Here is a 17,473-nt window from a genome sequence, read left to right as displayed (position 1 = left end):
CTCCCTTAGGGTCCTCAGTTATTCGAAGCGCTCGATCAGCTGTCCAAGGCGATCGAGCTTCTTCAATGATTCCTCTTTCGCCGTCAGTCCGGCGGCGATGACGATGGCGTTGCAAACAGTCATCGGCACGGTCAGGGTCTGGAAAGCGTCCGGATCGCCAGAGCGTGGTGCGGCAAGCAGGTGATCAGGCCGCGGCGACAGAAAGGCGCCGGAATTTCCCGAGATCATGATCGTTCTGGCACCCGCTTCCCGTGCCGTCTCAACAAGCGCGGCATAGCCCCGTGGCGGACGACGAAATGCAAAGCTCAGAACGATGTCACCCCCACCAAGCCCGAGCATCTGTTCGGCAAGGCCGCGCGGGGTGGTGTCAAGCTGCTGGACGTCCTTGCCGAAACGCCGAAAGCGCTTGACCATCATCAGCGCCAGAACCTCGGCATTGCCATAGCCGTAGATAAAGATGCGCCCTGCCCCCATAAGCAGTTCGGCAATCTCCGAGATCTGTTCAGCGCTGATGAATTCCTCGATACGCCCAAGCGCCTGCGCCTCATCCTGCGCCAGCTTGCCCAGAATCGTGTCCGGCGTGTTTTCCTCGATGGTTTTCTCGAACCGGGTTGCGGTTTCCCGCGTGGCAATGAATTCCTCGCGCAGCGCATCACGAAAAGCGGCATAGCTGTCATAGCCCAGCTTCTTGGCCAGACGTGACGCCGTCGCTTCATGCACACCGACGGATTTTGCAAGTTCGCCTGCGGTCCCAAGCGCCGCAGCCGTCGGGCGTTCTATGACAGTCTCGACAAGCCGCCGCTCGCTCGGAGTCAATGACGGTGCCTGATCAGAGATTTTTTCGATGAGAGACATGCAAACTCCGCGCTGTGATGCACGTTATCTTGCATGATTCGTAAAATTCTGCAAGCTACTTTGCAAAGCAGCGAGTAAGCGTGTATCGCAACTTGTCAGCCGCATCCTCTGTTGCTCAACCCCCTAGATCTGTCCGGTACGTGCTGACATCAGGTCCAAAAATTTAAGAATTTCTGTTGTTAGCTCAGCGCCGGGACGTCGAAGTTTTTGAGTGTTTTTGCGCTGTACCCTTCGCCAAAAAAGCGCGCAATCGCCTTGTGCAACAACATCGCGTGCCGATCGGACTTGTCCGAAACTCGGAGAAGCGGGCCAGCTATTGTTATTGCAAAGACACGCTGACCATCAATCACGGGGACCGCGCCGGCGCCCTGCCTCAAGTTGCGACAGCACCTCTTCGGTGCTGACCGGGGTTCCTTCTCCAAACCGTTTGAAACTGATCTTGCGAAGGACGATTTCAAGGTCGTGTTCAGAATACAATGACAACAACGCCCGTCCAGAAAACGGCGGAAAGCCCACTTGGCGCCGAGATGCAAACCGTCTCGCCCGTTTCTTCGGCCAGGTCAGCCATGACCTGAATCAGACACTCGGGAATCGGTTCGCCATCCGCGAAGGCCATGGCCATCAGAGACCAGCGCGGCGTCGGATAGTAACCAGAACGCGCCCGCGGTTCATAGAGGTAACCTCTCTCTGTCGGTGTAGAGAGAATGTTAAACGCGCCAACGCCGCCAAACCGTACTGTGATGGAAGTCGAGACGGCCTTGCGGGCAGCAATCGCGCCCGCCAATCTGGACGGAGCACTGCAGCTTGCGGGCCGCTTCCATCAAGTCAGGGCCGCGGACCAGGGATCGGGCGGATCGGATGGGGTAACAATAGAAGCGCTTACCGGCGAGGGGTCGCCAGCCAGCAACGAGGGTCATTTCGATGAGGCGATGTCCGTTCCGTCCTTGGTAAGGCATGTTCGCGCGAGCGAAGCGTCGGGTTCGGACGGTTTTGTCGTCGCTTGCTTTGACGATCCTGGTATTGGCGCCTGCAGAGAGGTCGCGTCTGGCCCGGTACTTGGCATCGTTGAGGCACTCGTCGGCGCCGGACTGAAAACCAGCAAGATCGGCGCCTATGCCGCTCCAAACATCAAATAGAATTCGATTTCGGAGAGAATAATGTCTGAAACAAAACATTATGAGGTCGACGAGACCGCAGGAAAGCATATGCCCCCAATCCTGGAAGAGAAGGCCATCGGAGAGGAATCGCTGGCGCCGTAGGAAACCCGGATCATGGACCCGTGGTCCTATCTGTTCGCCTGACTCGGCGGCTGCGTCTCGATCGGCACGTTCACCGTCGGATCTGGCCTGGTGGGCACGCTGAACGTGTTTCAAGTCGTTCTGGCGAAACACAAGATACAGATGGCTGACGCCGCGCCTGACCTAAAGGCCACAGTTTCAAGGGTTTCTGTGCGTAGGACAGGTGACCCATGATGGCAATTGCGATAGGGTTGTCAGGTCGTCCGAGATGCTGGCTGGTTGCTATGTCGCGCCTCAACTCACATCTCCCACGGCGCTTTTTATCCAATTCAATGGCAGTAAGCGCCGCATGCTGCAGAACGTGGCTAGGTCCAATAATCTTGCCTTATCGGTCACATCTGGCTATCATCGGAATATGTCGAAAAACCACAAGAGTTCCAGCACTGAACCAGCTTCAGATAAGGCTCTGACGCTTCCCTCCTCGGTTGCTGGGTCAGGTACGCTTGATCGGCTTGTCGACACGGCCCGCGACTATGCCAAGGCCTCGACCGCCGAGAACACCAACAAGGCCTATGCAACGGACTGGAAGCACTTTGCCCGCTGGTGCCGGCTGAAAGGCACGGATCCCCTACCCCCCTCGCCCGAGATGATCGGGCTGTATATCGCCGACCTGGCCGCACCGACCGGCCCCTCCCCTGCCCTATCCGTCTCGACCATTGAGCGCCGCCTCTCCGGGCTGGCCTGGAACTACGCACAGCGCGGGTTCGCGCTCGACCGCAAGGAGCGGCACATCGCCACCGTGTTGGCCGGGATCAAGCGCAAGCATGCGCGGCCTCCGGCCCAGAAAGAAGCGATCCTGGCCGAGGATATTCTGGCGATGGTCGCCACGTTGGGCTTCGATCTGCGGGGCCTTCGTGACAGGTCCATCTTACTGTTGGGTTACGCGGGCGGTCTGCGGCGTTCCGAAATCGTAAGCCTTGATGCCCACAAGGATGACACGCCGGACAGCGGTGGATGGATCGACATTCTCGATGACGGTGTGCTGCTGACGCTGAACGCCAAAACCGGGTGGCGTGAGGTTGAAATCGGGCGCGGGTCGTCCGACCAGACCTGCCCGGTGCATGCGCTGGAACAATGGTTGCACTTCGCCAAAATCGACTTTGGCCCGATCTTCACGCGCACATCGCGGGATGGAAAGCGCGCGTTAGAGGCACGGCTGAACGACAAACATGTTGCCCGCCTGATCAAGCGCTGCGTACTTGATGCCGGCCTTCGGGCTGACTTGCCCGAGAAAGAGCGGCTTGCCCTGTTTTCGGGGCATTCCCTGCGCGCGGGTCTGGCCAGCAGCGCAGAGGTCGACGAACGCTATGTGCAGAAACAACTTGGGCATGCGTCAGCCGAAATGACGCGCCGCTACCAGCGCCGCAGGGACAGGTTCCGGGTGAACCTGACCAAGGCTGCCGGGTTATAGCCCCCCTGCCCCGCCATAGGTTTCGCAGCGAAACCACTGCCTGAAACCTATGGCTTTTCCAACCACCGCTCCACTTCAAGAATGATCGCATCCACCATCTCGGCGTCGATCTTGCGGCCCTCAAACCGGATCATATAGCCACGGTCATCATGCTCGCGCCGCAACACAAAGCCGGTTGATGTCGTGACATCCGGACCGCTTTCCCGGCGCATAGGCGGCGCTTTGGGACGACCGCCTCGGCTGGCGTCACGGGGCTTGCCCTCGTGCTGTTCGATCACGCTTTCCAGCAGTGCCCATTCAACATCGGCATCAACGCCCTGCCCTTCGGCCAAAAGATTTCGGATCTCGGATTCCGCACCGGCACGCAAGGCGCTGGCAAGGCGCAAACCTTGCCGTTCGGTCAGCGCTTCGGGAAACGACAACATGTCACCCAACGCCTCGAACACCATGGCGAAGGACCGCACCTTTGACCGCTTGGCCTTGGAGGCCGAGGCAAACAGCTGATCCACGGCGTCTTCCACACTGTCGAACACACCGCTTTGGGCGGATATGGCGGCGATGCGGCCCCGTTCAAAATGGCTGAGATCCGCCCGCACCTCGTTTTCTTCGACCATGGCAACGAAGGCGGCTGGTAGAGTTTCAGGCAGCTTGATCAGCGCTTTGATGGTCTCAAACCGCGGCTCACCCGTTGCGGACAGCAAACTGCGCATGGCAAGGACGCGGCGATACCCGGAAATGATGCCGTATTTCTGATCCCCGTTCGGTTCGATCAGATGATAAAGCTCGACCGGCAGACGCAGTCCGTTCTGACGGATCGAAGCCCGCAGCTCGTCCATCTCGGCCTCGTCAACGGTGATCCGGTCGCGCACCATGTCGGTGCTGTCAATCTGGCTTAACGGCACCTCGACCATGACCAGACCTTTGTCCTGCGCGGCGCGGTGGGCTTCGGCATCTGCGCGGTCGCGTGCGGTCTGGCTGCGCGTCTCTGCATCCAGAACCTGCGCTTGCTGGGCTGCGTCGGCGGCAACCTGTGCGATGGGCGCCATGGGTGATCGGCGGGAGGTTTCGCTGCGAAACTCCTCTTCAATACGGCTCAGGTCTTCGGCACTGGGGGCTTCAAGTTTGCGTCGTTTCGCCATCACTCATCTCCTTTGTCGGCCATCTGAAGGTCGCGCCACCAGCAGCCCAAGATAATCTCTTTCACCTCGGCCCATGTGCGATCGAACGTCTCGCGCCCACGGACATAGGTATCGCGGTTGAACTCGCGATAATCGGCTTCGTAGATGCCGTTTACCTGTTCGCCAGCCTGTCCGACCATGGCCGTCATTTCCTGCCTGTAGGTGGTCATGAAGTCCCCGAAATAGGCTTGGATCACGTTGGCCAGATCGGTTTGCTGACCCGCATCAAAACGGGTGATCAGTGCGCGGACCGCGTCCCATTCGAAGCGGATTTCAGGAAGACCATGGGTGCGCCGCATCGAGTTTTCGCCGTCTTCGATCGACGCAAAGGTCGAATAGAGCATATCGAAGAACCGGCCCGTGGAATCAAATTCAAGGAAGGACGCGCCCAACGGGATCAGAAGGATATCCGCCGCCGAAAGCGCGTTGATGGTCAGATAGCCAAGGGCAGGGGGGGTGTCGAGGATGACCAGATCATATTCCTTCAGCAATCCTTCGCTTTCCATGAAGCCCGACAGCGCATCCCAGAGCGGCCAGGACCGCTGCTGCATCCGCCAGACCGGCACCTGGAACTCGGCCCAATAGAGGTTCAGTTGCGCGCCGATCAGGTCGATATTCGGCCAGTGGGTTTTCTGGATCACCTGTTTCGCAGCGAAACCCAAGGCCTCGGTCAGCGTTTCATCAAGGGGCAGGGGGGGCTGGCCTGCGGCCACGCGGACCTTGTTTTCCGCTTCGACATGCTGGGCATAATGCTTGGCCATCAGCGGGAAGGCGGTTTGCCATTCGTCGTCAACCTGCCCGCCCATGATCGAGGTCATGGAACCCTGGCTGTCCAGATCCACCACCAGCACGCGATAGCCGTCAAGCGCGGCCGACATCGCCAGATGCGCGGCGGTCGAGGTCTTGCCGACCCCACCTTTGAAGTTGGCGACAGCGATCACCTTAGCGTCGATCCCTTCAGGTCGCCACGGGCGGTATTCGCGGGTCGAGACCCCTTCGGCGGCAAAGAAATCGCGCAGCTTCAGCACGTCTTCAAGGCTGAACCATTTGGCCCCGCCATCGCCTTCGCCCTGGGGCAGATCGGGGTTCTGTTTCAGAACGCGGCGGAAATGGGCGGGCGCGACGGGGATCAGGTAGCGGCAGATCTCCCACGTTGAAAACCGGCGCAGGCGTTTGCGGCCATCGGGTGCATATCCGCGCTTGGCCAGATCGTCGCGACCCTTCGTGGCGAAGGCCGCAGCTTTGGCGAATCGCGCGGTGCTGATAGGATCGGTCAACTTCTTCGAAGCTGTTTCAGGGTCGATGTTGAAATAGGGCGGGGGAGGGGTCTTTGGGGGCTGTGCCATCTGCTCTCTGCTATATACGCGGTTTTATACGTTGTTGCCGCAAATATCGCACATTGCGATTGGGATGGGAACGTTTTTGAGGTTTCGCTGCGAAACTTCCGTGAAAAGACGCCAACATATTTGTAGAATCTTTATGGGTTTTAGAATCTTTAGGGTTAAAAATTTCTTTAGTAACAGTGCGATAGCAAGGTTTAGGTGCCTGAATACAGGGGTTTGGGCACCCAGTTACGGGACGGCGAGTGCCGATTCGCAGGTGCAAGGACTCCGATCAACAGGAAGAGCGGGCCCCGGACTCGGTTTGGGGCCAATCCACGCAATTTCGCCTTCTAAACAGCCTTAGGGTGCCGATCTCCATCCCGCAAACTGGTTCCTTTCATCACAAAGGGACCCGTATACGGGATCGGCGATCCTGCATATAGGCACCCAAGTTCGCATTGAGGGAAGGTGCCGTTTGTGGCATAACAGGAAAAACCCAATAAGGGACGAGCAGATGGACAGTTCGGATAAGGCGCGTCTGACAGGGGCGTTGAAACGCGAGAGCGTGAAAAAGAACGTGGCGGCGATCCATGTTTCGGGAAAATTGTCTCTGTTACAGCGGAAACTGTCCAATGTGCTTTTGCTGAACGCCTATGACACGCTGACCAGCCAAAGCAGCCATCGGATTGATGCGCAGGCACTGTGCCTGATGATCGGTTATAACTCGAACGATATCGACACGCTGAAATCCGCGTTGCGCGGGCTGGCCGAGACGGTTGCCGAATGGGACATGCTGGACGAGGCGGGGCGGCAGGAATGGGGGGTGTCGGCGCTTCTGTCCTATGCCAAGCTGAGGGGGGGTGTGTGTGAATACGCCTATTCCCCCGCGCTGGCGGAAAAGCTGCATGACCCGAAGGTTTTTGCCCTGATCAACCTGAACATCCAGCGGCAGTTTACCGGCGGGCACGCGCTGGCCTTGTATGAAAACTGCTTTCGGTTCGTGAAAACCGGATCGACGGGATGGTGGTCCCTGGATATTTTCCGCCGCCTGATGGGGGTGGACGGGTCGGAGTATTACCAAAGCTACAAGCATCTGAATGCCAAGGTGATTAAACCGGCGGTGGCCGAGGTGAACAAGGTATCGGATATCATCGTCACGCCCGAAACCCGGAAGATGGGGCGCGCGGTGTCGGATATCCGGTTTCTGATCCGGCGCAATCCGCAGCTGGCGATCATGAATATTGATGACGGAGAAGGCACGCGGACCACGCGCACCTATGCGCGGCTGATGGAGCTGGGCGTCAGTGACCGGTTGGCGCGGCAGTGGATTTCCGAACATGGCGAGGATTATGTGGCGGGCAAGATCGACTATGTCGCGGGCCAGCCCGAGGTGCGCAGCCCGGCAAAATATCTGAGCCGGGCGATCAGTGAGGATTATGTGCCGCCGGACACGCCCAAATCCGATAGGGCAGGGGATCCGGCCATCAAAGCCCGTGCGGCCAAGTTGAAGCGGGTTCAGGAGCTTGTGCAAGCAAGAAGCCCCACCCAGCGTGATGCCGACAAGCGGCTCTTCATGAGCCAGTTGACCACCAACAGCGAACGGCTGGATTTTGAGAACCACGGCTGGATGTCGGCCCTGAACGCCGAGGCGATCTTTCAGTTCTGGGCCGAATTGGTGCCGCAGGATACCGAATAGGCGCGGGCGCGCGCGGGGCTTCACGATGCTGTGTGACCCGCTTTTTCGCTGCGGATTTTTATAGTAGCCTTGGCGCGGGGAAGTTCACCACTTTTGTCTGGTAGGAGGACTTTGAATGTCCAATTTCCTGATCCAACGACGCGCCCTTCTTGCCACCGGGATTGCCACCGCTGTGACAGCGGGGGCGGGCTTGCACAGCCCCGCGCGTGCGCAGGGCGTTGCGCCAACCCGGTCGATGCGGGGCGGATCCAATAACTATCTTCCCGGTGCCCCGATCGTGGATCGTATTGGCAATGGCGGCTTCTGGATGACGGGAACGGTGCGCCGCGCGGGCGATGGCGCCCCTTTGGCGGGCCAGCGCATTCAGATATGGGCCCATACAACCGAGGGCCACGAACGCGACCCACATAGCCACGGCGCCACCCTGACGGACGCGAATGGGGCGTTCCGCCTTGAGATGCCGCAGATTGTGCCTGCCTTTGGTCAGCCGCACGGGCATCTGGCCTATGATGGCGAAGCGTTCGAAACCGTCTTTCTGCGCCCGATCATGTCCAGTTCAAAGGACACCAGCCTGAGCGCGCATTTTGTCTTGCAACCGGTCTGACGGGATGCTTGGCGGGTGATGCGCGGTTTCAGAACCACCCTTGCCGTATTGGGTGTTGTATGTGCGATTGCGATACCGCTGGCACTGGCCGCGCGCAGCCCGTTACTGGCGTGGCGCGAACCGATCTATATCGTGGCCGGGTTTGCCGGGATCGTCGCGCTGGCGCTTTTGCTGACGCAGCCTTTGCTGGCGGCGGGGCATTTCCCAGGATTGCGTCTGTTTACCGGTCGGCGTGTTCATCGCGTGACGGGTGTGGTGTTGGTGCTGGCCGTCCTGATCCATGTCATCGGTTTATGGATCACAAGCCCGCCCGACGTCATTGATGTGCTTCTTTTCAGGTCACCGACGCCGTTTTCCGTCTGGGGTGTCATCGCGATGTGGGCCTTGTTCGGTGCTGCTGGCCTGGCGTTGGTGCGCCGGCGTCTGAGGCTGCGCGTCTGGCGTCTTGGCCATACGGTGCTGGTGGTTGTGGTCGTGATCGGCAGCGTCGTTCATGCGATGTTGATCGAAGGAACGATGGAGACGATTTCGAAGGCCGCACTTTGCTTGCTGGCACTGGCAGGGACTGCGAAAGCGGTGGCGGATCTGCGGGTTTGGGCAGGTCGCGGGCGTGTAAACCGTTGAGTGTTCGCTTTGTTCGGGCGGGCAGGGTTGCCCCCGCCCGTCCCGGTGTTTGTTACGCCAGCAGATCGAAGCGGTCGGCGTTCATGACCTTTGTCCATGCGGCGACGAAGTCGCGGATGAATTTTGCTTCGCTGTCATCCTGGGCATAGACCTCGGCATAGGCGCGCAGGATCGAGTTTGAACCGAACACGAGGTCGGCACGGGTCGCGGTGTATTTCACAGCGCCTGTCGTGCGGTCCTGCAACTCGTAGATGCCGTCATCGTCGGTCGGAACCCATTTGTAGCCCATATCGGTGAGCACCTGGAAGAAATCGGTGGTCAGCTGCCCTTCGCGCTGGGTGAAGACCCCGTGTTTCGAGCCACCGTGATTGGTGCCCAGCACCCGAAGCCCGCCGACCAGTGCCGTCATCTCGGGACCGGTCAGGCCCAGAAGCTGTGCACGGTCGAGCAACAGTTCCTCGGCAGGGACGGGCAGGCCGTCTTGCTTCCAGTTGCGGAACCCATCGGCGACGGGTTCAAGCACCGAGAAACTGTCGACATCGGTCTGCGCGTCCGTGGCGTCACCCCGGCCGGGGGCGAAGGGAACAGAGACATCCGATCCGGCGGCCTTGATGGCCTGTTCGACCCCGACATTGCCCGCCAGAACGATCACATCGGCGATCGAGGCACCGGCTTCGGCGGCGATGGGTTCAAGGATGCCCAGCACCTTGGCCAGCCGCGCGGGTTCGTTGCCCGGCCAGTCCTTTTGCGGGGCAAGCCGGATACGCGCGCCGTTGGCGCCGCCGCGCATGTCCGACCCGCGATAGGTGCGGGCGCTGTCCCACGCGGTGGCGATCATCTCGGCAGCACTCAGGCCGCTTTCGGCGATCTTTGCTTTGACGGCGTCGACATCGTAGCTGGTCGATCCGGCGGGCACCGGGTCTTGCCAGATCAGATCCCCGTCGGGGACGAAGGGGCCGACATAGTTGGCTTTCGGGCCCATATCGCGGTGGGTCAGCTTGAACCACGCCTTTGCAAAGGTGTCGGCCAGATAGGCGGGGTCTTTGTGGAAGCGTTCGCAAATCTCGCGATAGATCGGGTCGACTTTCATCGCCATATCGGCATCGGTCATGATCGGGTTGTGCTTGATCGACGGGTCGGTGGCGTCGGGCACCTTGTGCTCTTCAGCGATGTCGATCGGCTCCCACTGTTTGGCGCCTGCGCGGGATTTCTTGACCTCCCATTCATAGCCGAACAGCAGATCAAGATAGCCGTTGTCCCACTTGGTTGGGTCGGTCGTCCATGCGCCTTCAAGGCCAGAGGTGTGCGCGGTGTTGGCGTTGCCATCGAACCCCGGATCGGCCCAGCCGAAGCCGCCGGCCTCAAGGTCGCTGCCAGCGGGGGCGGGCCCAACCTGAGCTGCGGCCAGACCCCCATGGGCCTTGCCCACGGTATGACCGCCCACCGTCAGCGCGGCGGTTTCTTCGTCATTCATTGCCATGCGGGCAAAGGTCATGCGCACGAACTTGCCGGTCTTTGCGGGATCGGGCACGCCGTTCACCCCTTCGGGGTTCACGTAGATCAGGCCCATATGTGCCGCACCCAGCGGATTATAGAGCGATTCCGCGTCGTCCAGATCGGCGATCCGTTCGTCGGTGGGGGCCAGCATTTCGCTGTCTTCACCCCAGTTGATGTCAAGCTCGGGCGCCCAGATGTCTTTGCGCCCAAAGGCGAAGCCATAGACTTTCAGCCCCATATTCGCATAGGCGACGGTTCCGGCCAGCACCAGAAGGTCAGCCCAGGACAGCGCGTTGCCGTATTTCTTTTTCACCGGCCACAGAAGGCGCCGTGCCTTATCAAGGCTGGCATTGTCGGGCCACGAATTCAGAGGTTCAAACCGGATGTTCCCGGTGCCCGCGCCACCGCGCCCGTCGCCCAGACGATACGATCCGGCGGCATGCCAGGACAGGCGAATGAACAGCCCGCCATAATGCCCCCAGTCGGCAGGCCACCAGCTTTGGCTGTCGGTCAGCAGTTTGTCCACATCGTCCCAGACCCCCTGGAAATCGAGGGATTTCACCGCATCACGGTGATTATAGTCGGGATCCATGGGGTTTGAGCGCGCATCGTGCTGGTGCAGGATGCTTGTGTTCAGCGTTTTCGGCCACCATTTTGCCGGGTGGTTGTTCATACCGGTGTTGCCGCCATGCATGACGGGGCAGCCACCGCCCTTCATCACGTTGTCTCCGTCCATAATATTCTCCCTGTCGGATGATCGCTGCGGCGATTCCACAGCTTAGAACGACTCTAACGCGGTTGAGCCATAAATCCCAATTGAATATACTTACCGAAGTGATAACCTGTGGTTATGATAGGTTTGACACTGAAACATCTTCGTTATTTCGACGCGCTGGCGCGGCACGCCCATTTTGGACGGGCTGCGGATGCCTGCGGTATTTCGCAACCGGCGTTGTCTGTTCAGATCAAAGAGCTGGAGGCGATGCTGGGGTCGCCGCTGGTGGAGCGGGGGTCGCGCAACATCCGCCTGACCAGCCTTGGCACCGCGTTTCTGGACCGCGCACGCAGGATATTGGTGCAGGTGGGCGAGCTGGACGACCTTGTGCGGTCGGCCATGGGGCCGCTTGCGGGGCAGTTGCGATTGGGGATCATACCGACGGTCGCGCCTTATCTTCTGCCGCAGGTGATGGCCGCGCTGTCGGTCCAGATGCCCTCGCTTGAGCTGTATCCGCGCGAGTCGGTTACCAAATCGCTGATCACCGATCTGCTGGATTCGCGGTTGGATGCAGCCATCGTCGCGCTGCCAATATCGGAGCCTGCGTTGCAGGAGTTTGCCTTGTTCAAAGAGGATTTCGTGCTGGTGCGTCCCAGAAGCGAAGCTGACAAACCCGTGCCCAGCCCCGAAAAACTGCAGGACATGCGACTTCTGCTGCTGGAGGAGGGGCATTGCTTTCGCGATCAGGCGTTGAGTTTTTGCGAGGTGTCAACCGCCAAGCCACGTTATCTGATGGAGGGCAGTTCGCTGTCCACGCTTGTGCAGATGGTCGGTGCGGGGATGGGTGTGACGCTGATCCCCGAAATGGCGTTGCCGCTTGAAACCCGGCAGGCGCAGGTTTCGATCGCCCGGTTCCCGCCGCCCAGCCCCGCGCGCAGCATCGGCATGGTGTGGCGCAAAACCAACCCGTTGGCCGAAAAGCTGATGGAGGTCGGGGCGATTGTCCGGCAGGTGGGGGACAGGCAACACAGGCGCGTCGATGCGGGCCCGGCCTAGTTACTTGCCGCCAAGAAGATGGGCCATGTGCTGCATGGCAAGGGCATACCCGTGCGTTCCAAACCCGGCCATGACGGCGTCGGCGCGTAGGCTGACGAAGGATTTGTGCCGGAACGCTTCGCGCTTGTGAACCTGGCTGATATGCACCTCGATCACCGGGCCGTCGAAAGCGTTGAGCGCGTCCAGAATTGCGATGGAGGTATGGGTCAGCGCACCGGGGTTGATGATGATCCCGGCGGCGTCCTCGCGCGCGTCATGTATCCAGTCGATGATCTGGCCTTCATGGTTTGACTGCAGCATCTTCTGCGACAGGCCTGCGGACGTCGCAACCTTCTGACAGTGCACGCCGACATCTTCCAGCGTCTCGTGGCCATAGATGTCCGGCTGCCGTTTGCCCAACAGATTCAGGTTCGGGCCGTTGAGGATATAGATCAGCTTGCTCATCAGGCGGCTTTCTTGTCTTGGTGTTGGGCGGTTGTTGCCGCCTTCTCGGGTTTGCCGGGTTTTCATGTTCTGGCATTAAAGCCGAACTTAGACAAGCAAGCCAAAGAGATAACCGGCCGCTGTGGGATTGGTGCAATTGAGGGTCAAGAAAGGGCCCGGTCGCCCTTGCGCCGGGGCCAAGCCTGTCTGGATGATCCGGCGGTGGTCAGCTGGCGGTCAGATGGGTGCCGAAAAAGGCCAGTGTTCGATCCCAAGCCAGCGTTGCTGCGTCTTCGTCATAACGCGGGGTCGTGTCGTTGTGGAACCCGTGGTTGACCCCCGGATAGAAGTGGACGGTATAGTCCTTTCCGTTTTCGTCGAGCGCCGCTTTGTAGGTGTCCCAACCTGCGTTGATCCGTTCATCCAGTTCGGCATAGTGGATCAGCAGCGGGGCTTCGATCTGCGGCACGTCTTCGGCGGCAGGTTGACGGCCATAGAACGGCACCGACGCGGCAAGGTCGGGATAGGCCACGGCCAGCGCGTTGCACACGCCGCCACCGTAGCAGAATCCAACACATCCGACCCGGCCCGTGCTGTCTTGATGGTCGCGCAGATGTTCGAAGGCGGCAAAGAAATCCTCCATCAGCTTTGCGCCGTCCAGCTGTCGCTGCATTTCGCGACCTTCGTCATCGGTGCCGGGATATCCGCCAAGCGGCGTCAGGCCATCCGGTCCAAGGGCCAGATACCCGGCCTTGGCCGCGCGGCGCACCACGTCTTCGATATATGGATTGAGACCGCGATTTTCATGCACGACCAGCACCGCGGGCAGGGGGCGTTCGGCGCCAGCCGGGCGGGCCATCAACCCGCGGATCATACCATGCCCGTTGGGGCTTTCATATTCGATGACCTCTGTTTCAATCTCGGGGTCATCGGGCGCAACCTGTTGGGCCAGCGCATAATTCGGTTGAAGCTGTTCAAGGATCATCGCGCCGGTGACACCGGCGGCGGCATAGCGGCCCGCCTTTGCAATGAACTCGCGTTTGCTGAGTTTGCCATGCACATAACCATCGAACACTTCCAGAATACGTGGGTGGAAATCAGACGCACGCTTGCGTTGGGGTTGGTTGGTCATTTTTTCCTCCTCTGCTGATTGGTTGAAGTTATTTGGTGTGGTTCGGAATTGATGCTGGCGCCGGCAGTGTTGTGATGCCTTTATCGAGTGTAGCATATGCGACATGATTCTCGTCCGGCGCATGCTGTTCACATATGCGCGACCTTCAATCTATACAGTGATGGAGCGACCAGGCATGCAGTGTTTTGCGGCGAGGAATGAAAGGACGGCGGATGATATTTCTGGGGATTGATCTTGGCACTTCGGGCCTCAGGGCGTTGCTGGTCGATGCGGACGGCACGCCGCTTGGCGTGGCCGAGCGAAGCTATGCTGCGTGCCATCCCCATCCCGGCTGGTCCGAGCAGGATCCCGCGCAGTGGATTTCCGCGTTTGACAGTGCAATGGATGAGATGCGCGAAAAATGCCCCCGCTTTGCCGAGCTGCGCGGGATCGGGGTGGCCGGGCATATGCATGGCGCCACTTTGCTTGATGCAACGGGCAAGGTTTTGCGCCCGTGTATCCTGTGGAATGACACGCGATCTGCGGCTGAGGCGGCGAAGCTGGATGCGCTGCCCGAGATGCGCGCGTTGTCCGGCAACATCGTGTTCCCCGGGTTCACCGCCCCCAAACTGGAATGGGTGCGCCGGCATGAGCCTGAAATTTTCGCAAAGACAGCCAAGGTTCTGCTGCCCGCTGCCTATTTGAACTATTATCTGACCGGAGAATATGTGGCCGACATGTCGGACAGTGCGGGCACATCGTGGCTGGATGTTGGCAAACGTCAGTGGTCCGAGCGGTTGCTTGAGGTCAGCCATATGCGGCCAGATCAGATGCCCCGGTTGGTCGAAGGGTCAGACGCGGCGGGCGGGCTGCGCAAAGAGCTTGCCGAGAAATGGGGGCTGAGCGGTCCCGTGACCGTGGCGGGCGGGGCAGGCGACAACGCTGCCGCCGCCTGTGGCATTGGCGCGTTGAATGAAGGGCAGGGCTTTGTGTCAGTCGGCACATCTGGTGTGCTTCTGGCCGCGCGCGATGGGTATGCGCCTGCACCCGAAACCGCCGTGCATACTTTCTGTCACGCGGTGCCGGGGCAGTGGTATCAGATGGGTGTCATGTTATCCGCGACCGACAGCCTTAACTGGCTGGCGCGGATCACCGGGGAAAAACCGGCCGACCTGACGGCCCCATTGGGTGACGATTTGCAGACACCTGGCGCAGTTCGGTTCCTGCCTTATCTGTCCGGCGAGCGGACACCGCATAATGATGCGGATATTCGCGGCGGATTTACCGGCTTGTCTGCGGGCACCACCCGGCAAGATTTGACCCGAGCCGTGCTGGAAGGGGTGGCGTTCGGATTGCGTGACAGTCTGGATGCGTTGGTCGGCACCGGCGTCAAGCTGGACAAGATCATCGCCATCGGTGGCGGCACGGCGTCGCGGTATTGGTTGAAGGTGTTGGCAACCGTTCTGGGTATTCCCGTGCAGCTGCCCGCATCAGGCGAGTTTGGCGCTGCATTGGGGGCCGCGCGTCTGGGCCAGATTGCAGCCACCGGTGCGGCACCTGAAACCGTTGTTACGTTGCCGGAGATTCAGACCGAGATAGAGCCGGATGCAGGAAAGACCGAGGCGTTTGCCGTGGGCCATCAGGCATTTCGGGCGGCCTTTCCGGGGCTGAAAGCCATCCAGTAGCTCAGATTGCCAGACCGGTTTGTCGCCCCTCATATATTGCCAGGGCGGCATTTCGGGGTGCGTTGGCGTCGCCGATGATCTGGGTGGGAATGCCCGTCGCGGCCAACGCGGTGCGAAGGCTGGTGTCGGCGATATTCGTCGTGGCCAGCACCAGTGAGTCTGCGGCCAGAAGCTCGGTTTGACCGGTCAACAGGGACTGTACGGTCGCGCCATCGGTGGTCCATTCACTGATCGCGGCATCGGTCACGAACCGCACGCCCAACCGGGCCAGCGTGCGCCGGAGTGGCCAGTCGGTGGCCGAGCGTTCCAGCTCTTTCCCAATCATCGCGGCGGGGGTGACGATCGTGACCGCGTGGCCGTCTTCAGCCAGTCGCCACGCGGTGCCACAGCCGCGCCAGTTGCCGCCTTCATCCAGCAGCACGACGCGCGGGCCGGGGCGGGCAGCCTGCATCATCACGTCTTCGACGGACCAGACATTGTCCCGTTCAAGGGTCGGCAGGCGTGCCAGATGGGGCAGGGCTTTCTGGAACCCGGTCTCGGCGGGCAATGACCCTGTCGCCAGAATCACGTGATCGGCGTCAAGCGCGGCGATGTCGTCTTCATCCACATAGGTGTTCAGGCGCAGATCGACGCCGAGCCGGTCCAGTTGGCGTTCATACCAATCAATCAGCTCGCCGATCTGGCCGCGTCGCGGTTGCAGCCCGGCCAATCGAAACTGCCCGCCCAGCTTTGGCCCGGCCTCGGCCAAGGTGACGTGGTGTCCGCGTTCGGCGGCGACGCGGGCGGCTTCCAATCCGGCAGGGCCACCACCGACGACAAGGACGGATTGGGTGTTGGGGGACGGGTCAAACCGGTCGCCGCCCCAAAGATATTCATGTCCGGCAGAGGGATTGATCAGGCACGAGATGTAATAGTCGCGACTGCGCCGCCCCCAGCATTGCTGATTGCAGGAGATACAGCCGCGAATGTCATCGGCCCGTCCGGCCTTTGCCTTGGCGACCAGATGCGGGTCGGCAATCTGGCCGCGCACGATCGAGACCAGATCCGCCTCGCCCGCGCCCAGAACGGTGTTGGCATTTTCCGGCGTGCGGATGTGGCTTTCGGCGGTGACGAGGGCATTCTTGACCACGGTTTTCAGCAAGGCGGACAGATCGACCCCCAGCTTTTCCCCATAAAGGAAGGTCGGCATCAGCTTGTAGAAATCGAAGTAACCACCCGTGCCACAGGTGACGTAATCCATCAGCTCTTCGGCATCGTGCAGGGCGACGATTTTGGCGGTTTCTTCCTTTGTCAGAGCCGCCTCGACATCCGGCTCGTCATTGACGGCCAGACCGATGATGAAGTCGTCGCCACAGGCCACGCGGATGCGGCGCAGCACCTCGCGCGAGGCGCGGGTGCGGTTTTCAAGACTGCCGCCCCATTGGTCGGTGCGCTGGTTGGAAAAGGGTGTCCAGAACTGATCCAGCAGACCGTGATAGGCGGCCCATACCTCGACCCCGTCAAACCCAGCCTTCTGGCAGCGGATCGCGGCCTGCACGAAGCCGTCGATGGTTTCCTCGATCTCGGCCTCGGTCATTTCGTGGCTGCCGTCACTGTCGTGATAGCTGGGACCGCCTGAAGGCGACCAGTGGGCGTGCCATGAATTGTCGCCGTCGCCATGTGCGCCGATGTGATAGAGCTGCTGGATCATCACAGCACCGTGGGCTTTGCAGGCTTCGGCCAAACGTCGGAAATGCGGGATGACATCGTCCGAACCGGTTCGGAAATTGCCACGGGTCAGGACGGCGGCGGGGTGGACCGGCATGGGTTCAACGACGATCATCGCGGCCCCACCCATCGCGCGTTCGACGTAATAGGCCAGATGCTGGTCGCCGGGCAGGCCATCCCGCGCCATGTTGGTGGTGTGCGCCCCGAACACCACCCGGTTTTTCAGGGTCTTGTGGCGCAGTTGAACGGGTTGGAAGATATGGGGGAACTCGGTCACTGGTTTGCTTCCCG

At 60.4% G+C, this 17,473-nt stretch carries 14 protein-coding genes; 7 read left to right on the top strand and 7 right to left on the bottom strand.

What is annotated here, in order from left to right:
- Nucleotides 1–18: 18 nt before the first annotated feature.
- Nucleotides 19–855: a MurR/RpiR family transcriptional regulator gene (locus J3R80_RS16350; RefSeq protein ID WP_275394721.1), complete on the bottom strand. Its 837-nt coding sequence runs from the start codon at nucleotides 853–855 to the stop codon at nucleotides 19–21.
- 740 nt (nucleotides 856–1,595) lie between these two features.
- Here J3R80_RS16350 and J3R80_RS16345 point away from each other — a divergent pair.
- Together J3R80_RS16345 and J3R80_RS16340 are read left to right on the top strand one after the other, a co-directional pair.
- Nucleotides 1,596–1,991: an aspartate/glutamate racemase family protein gene (locus tag J3R80_RS16345; protein WP_275394720.1), complete on the top strand. Its 396-nt coding sequence runs from the start codon at nucleotides 1,596–1,598 to the stop codon at nucleotides 1,989–1,991.
- Nucleotides 1,992–2,508: 517 nt separating this feature from the next.
- On the top strand, nucleotides 2,509–3,564 hold the full coding sequence (locus J3R80_RS16340; protein WP_275394870.1) for a tyrosine-type recombinase/integrase: 1,056 nt from the start codon (nucleotides 2,509–2,511) through the stop codon (nucleotides 3,562–3,564).
- Nucleotides 3,565–3,611: 47 nt separating this feature from the next.
- Here J3R80_RS16340 and J3R80_RS16335 read toward each other — a convergent pair whose 3' ends face one another.
- Both J3R80_RS16335 and J3R80_RS16330 read right to left on the bottom strand, forming a co-directional pair.
- On the bottom strand, nucleotides 3,612–4,703 hold the full coding sequence (locus J3R80_RS16335) for a ParB N-terminal domain-containing protein (RefSeq protein ID WP_275394869.1): 1,092 nt from the start codon (nucleotides 4,701–4,703) through the stop codon (nucleotides 3,612–3,614).
- The gene (locus tag J3R80_RS16330; RefSeq protein WP_275394868.1) at nucleotides 4,703–6,088 is read right to left on the bottom strand and encodes an AAA family ATPase; all 1,386 of its coding nucleotides are present in this window, start codon (nucleotides 6,086–6,088) and stop codon (nucleotides 4,703–4,705) included. The genes J3R80_RS16335 and J3R80_RS16330 overlap by 1 nt, the downstream gene beginning before the upstream one ends.
- A 490-nt stretch (nucleotides 6,089–6,578) precedes the next feature.
- Between J3R80_RS16330 and J3R80_RS16325 the strand changes: the two genes are divergently transcribed.
- From J3R80_RS16325 to J3R80_RS16315, 3 genes are all read left to right on the top strand, one after another.
- On the top strand, nucleotides 6,579–7,760 hold the full coding sequence (locus J3R80_RS16325) for a replication initiation protein (protein WP_275394867.1): 1,182 nt from the start codon (nucleotides 6,579–6,581) through the stop codon (nucleotides 7,758–7,760).
- Nucleotides 7,761–7,875: 115 nt separating this feature from the next.
- Nucleotides 7,876–8,364 carry a twin-arginine translocation pathway signal gene (locus J3R80_RS16320; RefSeq protein WP_275394866.1) on the top strand — a complete coding sequence of 163 codons (489 nt, stop codon included), beginning with the start codon at nucleotides 7,876–7,878 and terminating at the stop codon, nucleotides 8,362–8,364.
- An 18-nt stretch (nucleotides 8,365–8,382) separates the two neighbouring features.
- Nucleotides 8,383–8,988, top strand: coding sequence for a ferric reductase-like transmembrane domain-containing protein (locus tag J3R80_RS16315; protein WP_275394865.1), 606 nt, complete (start codon nucleotides 8,383–8,385; stop codon nucleotides 8,986–8,988).
- Between the two features lie 52 nt (nucleotides 8,989–9,040).
- Here J3R80_RS16315 and katG read toward each other — a convergent pair whose 3' ends face one another.
- Complete coding sequence (gene katG / locus J3R80_RS16310; RefSeq protein ID WP_275394864.1) at nucleotides 9,041–11,221, bottom strand: catalase/peroxidase HPI; 2,181 nt, start codon at nucleotides 11,219–11,221, stop codon at nucleotides 9,041–9,043.
- A gap of 114 nt (nucleotides 11,222–11,335) precedes the next feature.
- Between katG and J3R80_RS16305 the strand changes: the two genes are divergently transcribed.
- Nucleotides 11,336–12,256 carry a hydrogen peroxide-inducible genes activator gene (locus J3R80_RS16305; RefSeq protein ID WP_275394863.1) on the top strand — a complete coding sequence of 307 codons (921 nt, stop codon included), beginning with the start codon at nucleotides 11,336–11,338 and terminating at the stop codon, nucleotides 12,254–12,256.
- On the opposite strand, the gene aroQ is transcribed toward J3R80_RS16305, so the two are convergent.
- Together aroQ and yghX are read right to left on the bottom strand one after the other, a co-directional pair.
- Nucleotides 12,257–12,700: a type II 3-dehydroquinate dehydratase gene (aroQ, locus tag J3R80_RS16300; RefSeq protein ID WP_275394862.1), complete on the bottom strand. Its 444-nt coding sequence runs from the start codon at nucleotides 12,698–12,700 to the stop codon at nucleotides 12,257–12,259. It abuts the gene before it with no gap.
- 205 nt (nucleotides 12,701–12,905) lie between these two features.
- Nucleotides 12,906–13,811, bottom strand: coding sequence for a YghX family hydrolase (gene yghX / locus J3R80_RS16295; protein WP_275394861.1), 906 nt, complete (start codon nucleotides 13,809–13,811; stop codon nucleotides 12,906–12,908).
- A gap of 212 nt (nucleotides 13,812–14,023) precedes the next feature.
- On the opposite strand from yghX, the gene xylB reads away from it, so the two are divergent.
- Nucleotides 14,024–15,475 carry a xylulokinase gene (gene xylB / locus J3R80_RS16290; protein WP_275394860.1) on the top strand — a complete coding sequence of 484 codons (1,452 nt, stop codon included), beginning with the start codon at nucleotides 14,024–14,026 and terminating at the stop codon, nucleotides 15,473–15,475.
- A gap of 1 nt (nucleotide 15,476) precedes the next feature.
- Here the strand turns inward: xylB and J3R80_RS16285 are convergent, their stop codons facing one another.
- Nucleotides 15,477–17,459 carry an FAD-dependent oxidoreductase gene (locus J3R80_RS16285; protein WP_275394859.1) on the bottom strand — a complete coding sequence of 661 codons (1,983 nt, stop codon included), beginning with the start codon at nucleotides 17,457–17,459 and terminating at the stop codon, nucleotides 15,477–15,479.
- Between the last annotated feature and the right edge of the window lie 14 nt (nucleotides 17,460–17,473).

It is taken from the genome of Aliiroseovarius sp. Z3 (assembly GCF_029105185.1).
Classification (GTDB): Bacteria; Pseudomonadota; Alphaproteobacteria; order Rhodobacterales; family Rhodobacteraceae; genus Aliiroseovarius.
Note: the sequence above shows the minus strand (reverse complement) of the source record. Positions and strands in the feature narration are given on the sequence as shown.

Excerpts from the sequence above, each read along its gene's own strand:
- J3R80_RS16350 (WP_275394721.1), bottom strand. The coding sequence starts at position 855 with ATGTCTCTCATCGAAAAAATCTCTGATCAGGCACCGTCATTGACTCCG.
- J3R80_RS16345 (WP_275394720.1), top strand. The coding sequence starts at position 1,596 with ATGGAAGTCGAGACGGCCTTGCGGGCAGCAATCGCGCCCGCCAATCTG.
- J3R80_RS16340 (WP_275394870.1), top strand. The coding sequence starts at position 2,509 with ATGTCGAAAAACCACAAGAGTTCCAGCACTGAACCAGCTTCAGATAAG.
- J3R80_RS16335 (WP_275394869.1), bottom strand. The coding sequence starts at position 4,703 with ATGGCGAAACGACGCAAACTTGAAGCCCCCAGTGCCGAAGACCTGAGC.
- J3R80_RS16330 (WP_275394868.1), bottom strand. The coding sequence starts at position 6,088 with ATGGCACAGCCCCCAAAGACCCCTCCCCCGCCCTATTTCAACATCGAC.
- J3R80_RS16325 (WP_275394867.1), top strand. The coding sequence starts at position 6,579 with ATGGACAGTTCGGATAAGGCGCGTCTGACAGGGGCGTTGAAACGCGAG.
- J3R80_RS16320 (WP_275394866.1), top strand. The coding sequence starts at position 7,876 with ATGTCCAATTTCCTGATCCAACGACGCGCCCTTCTTGCCACCGGGATT.
- J3R80_RS16315 (WP_275394865.1), top strand. The coding sequence starts at position 8,383 with ATGCGCGGTTTCAGAACCACCCTTGCCGTATTGGGTGTTGTATGTGCG.
- katG (WP_275394864.1), bottom strand. The coding sequence starts at position 11,221 with ATGGACGGAGACAACGTGATGAAGGGCGGTGGCTGCCCCGTCATGCAT.
- J3R80_RS16305 (WP_275394863.1), top strand. The coding sequence starts at position 11,336 with ATGATAGGTTTGACACTGAAACATCTTCGTTATTTCGACGCGCTGGCG.
- aroQ (WP_275394862.1), bottom strand. The coding sequence starts at position 12,700 with ATGAGCAAGCTGATCTATATCCTCAACGGCCCGAACCTGAATCTGTTG.
- yghX (WP_275394861.1), bottom strand. The coding sequence starts at position 13,811 with ATGACCAACCAACCCCAACGCAAGCGTGCGTCTGATTTCCACCCACGT.
- xylB (WP_275394860.1), top strand. The coding sequence starts at position 14,024 with ATGATATTTCTGGGGATTGATCTTGGCACTTCGGGCCTCAGGGCGTTG.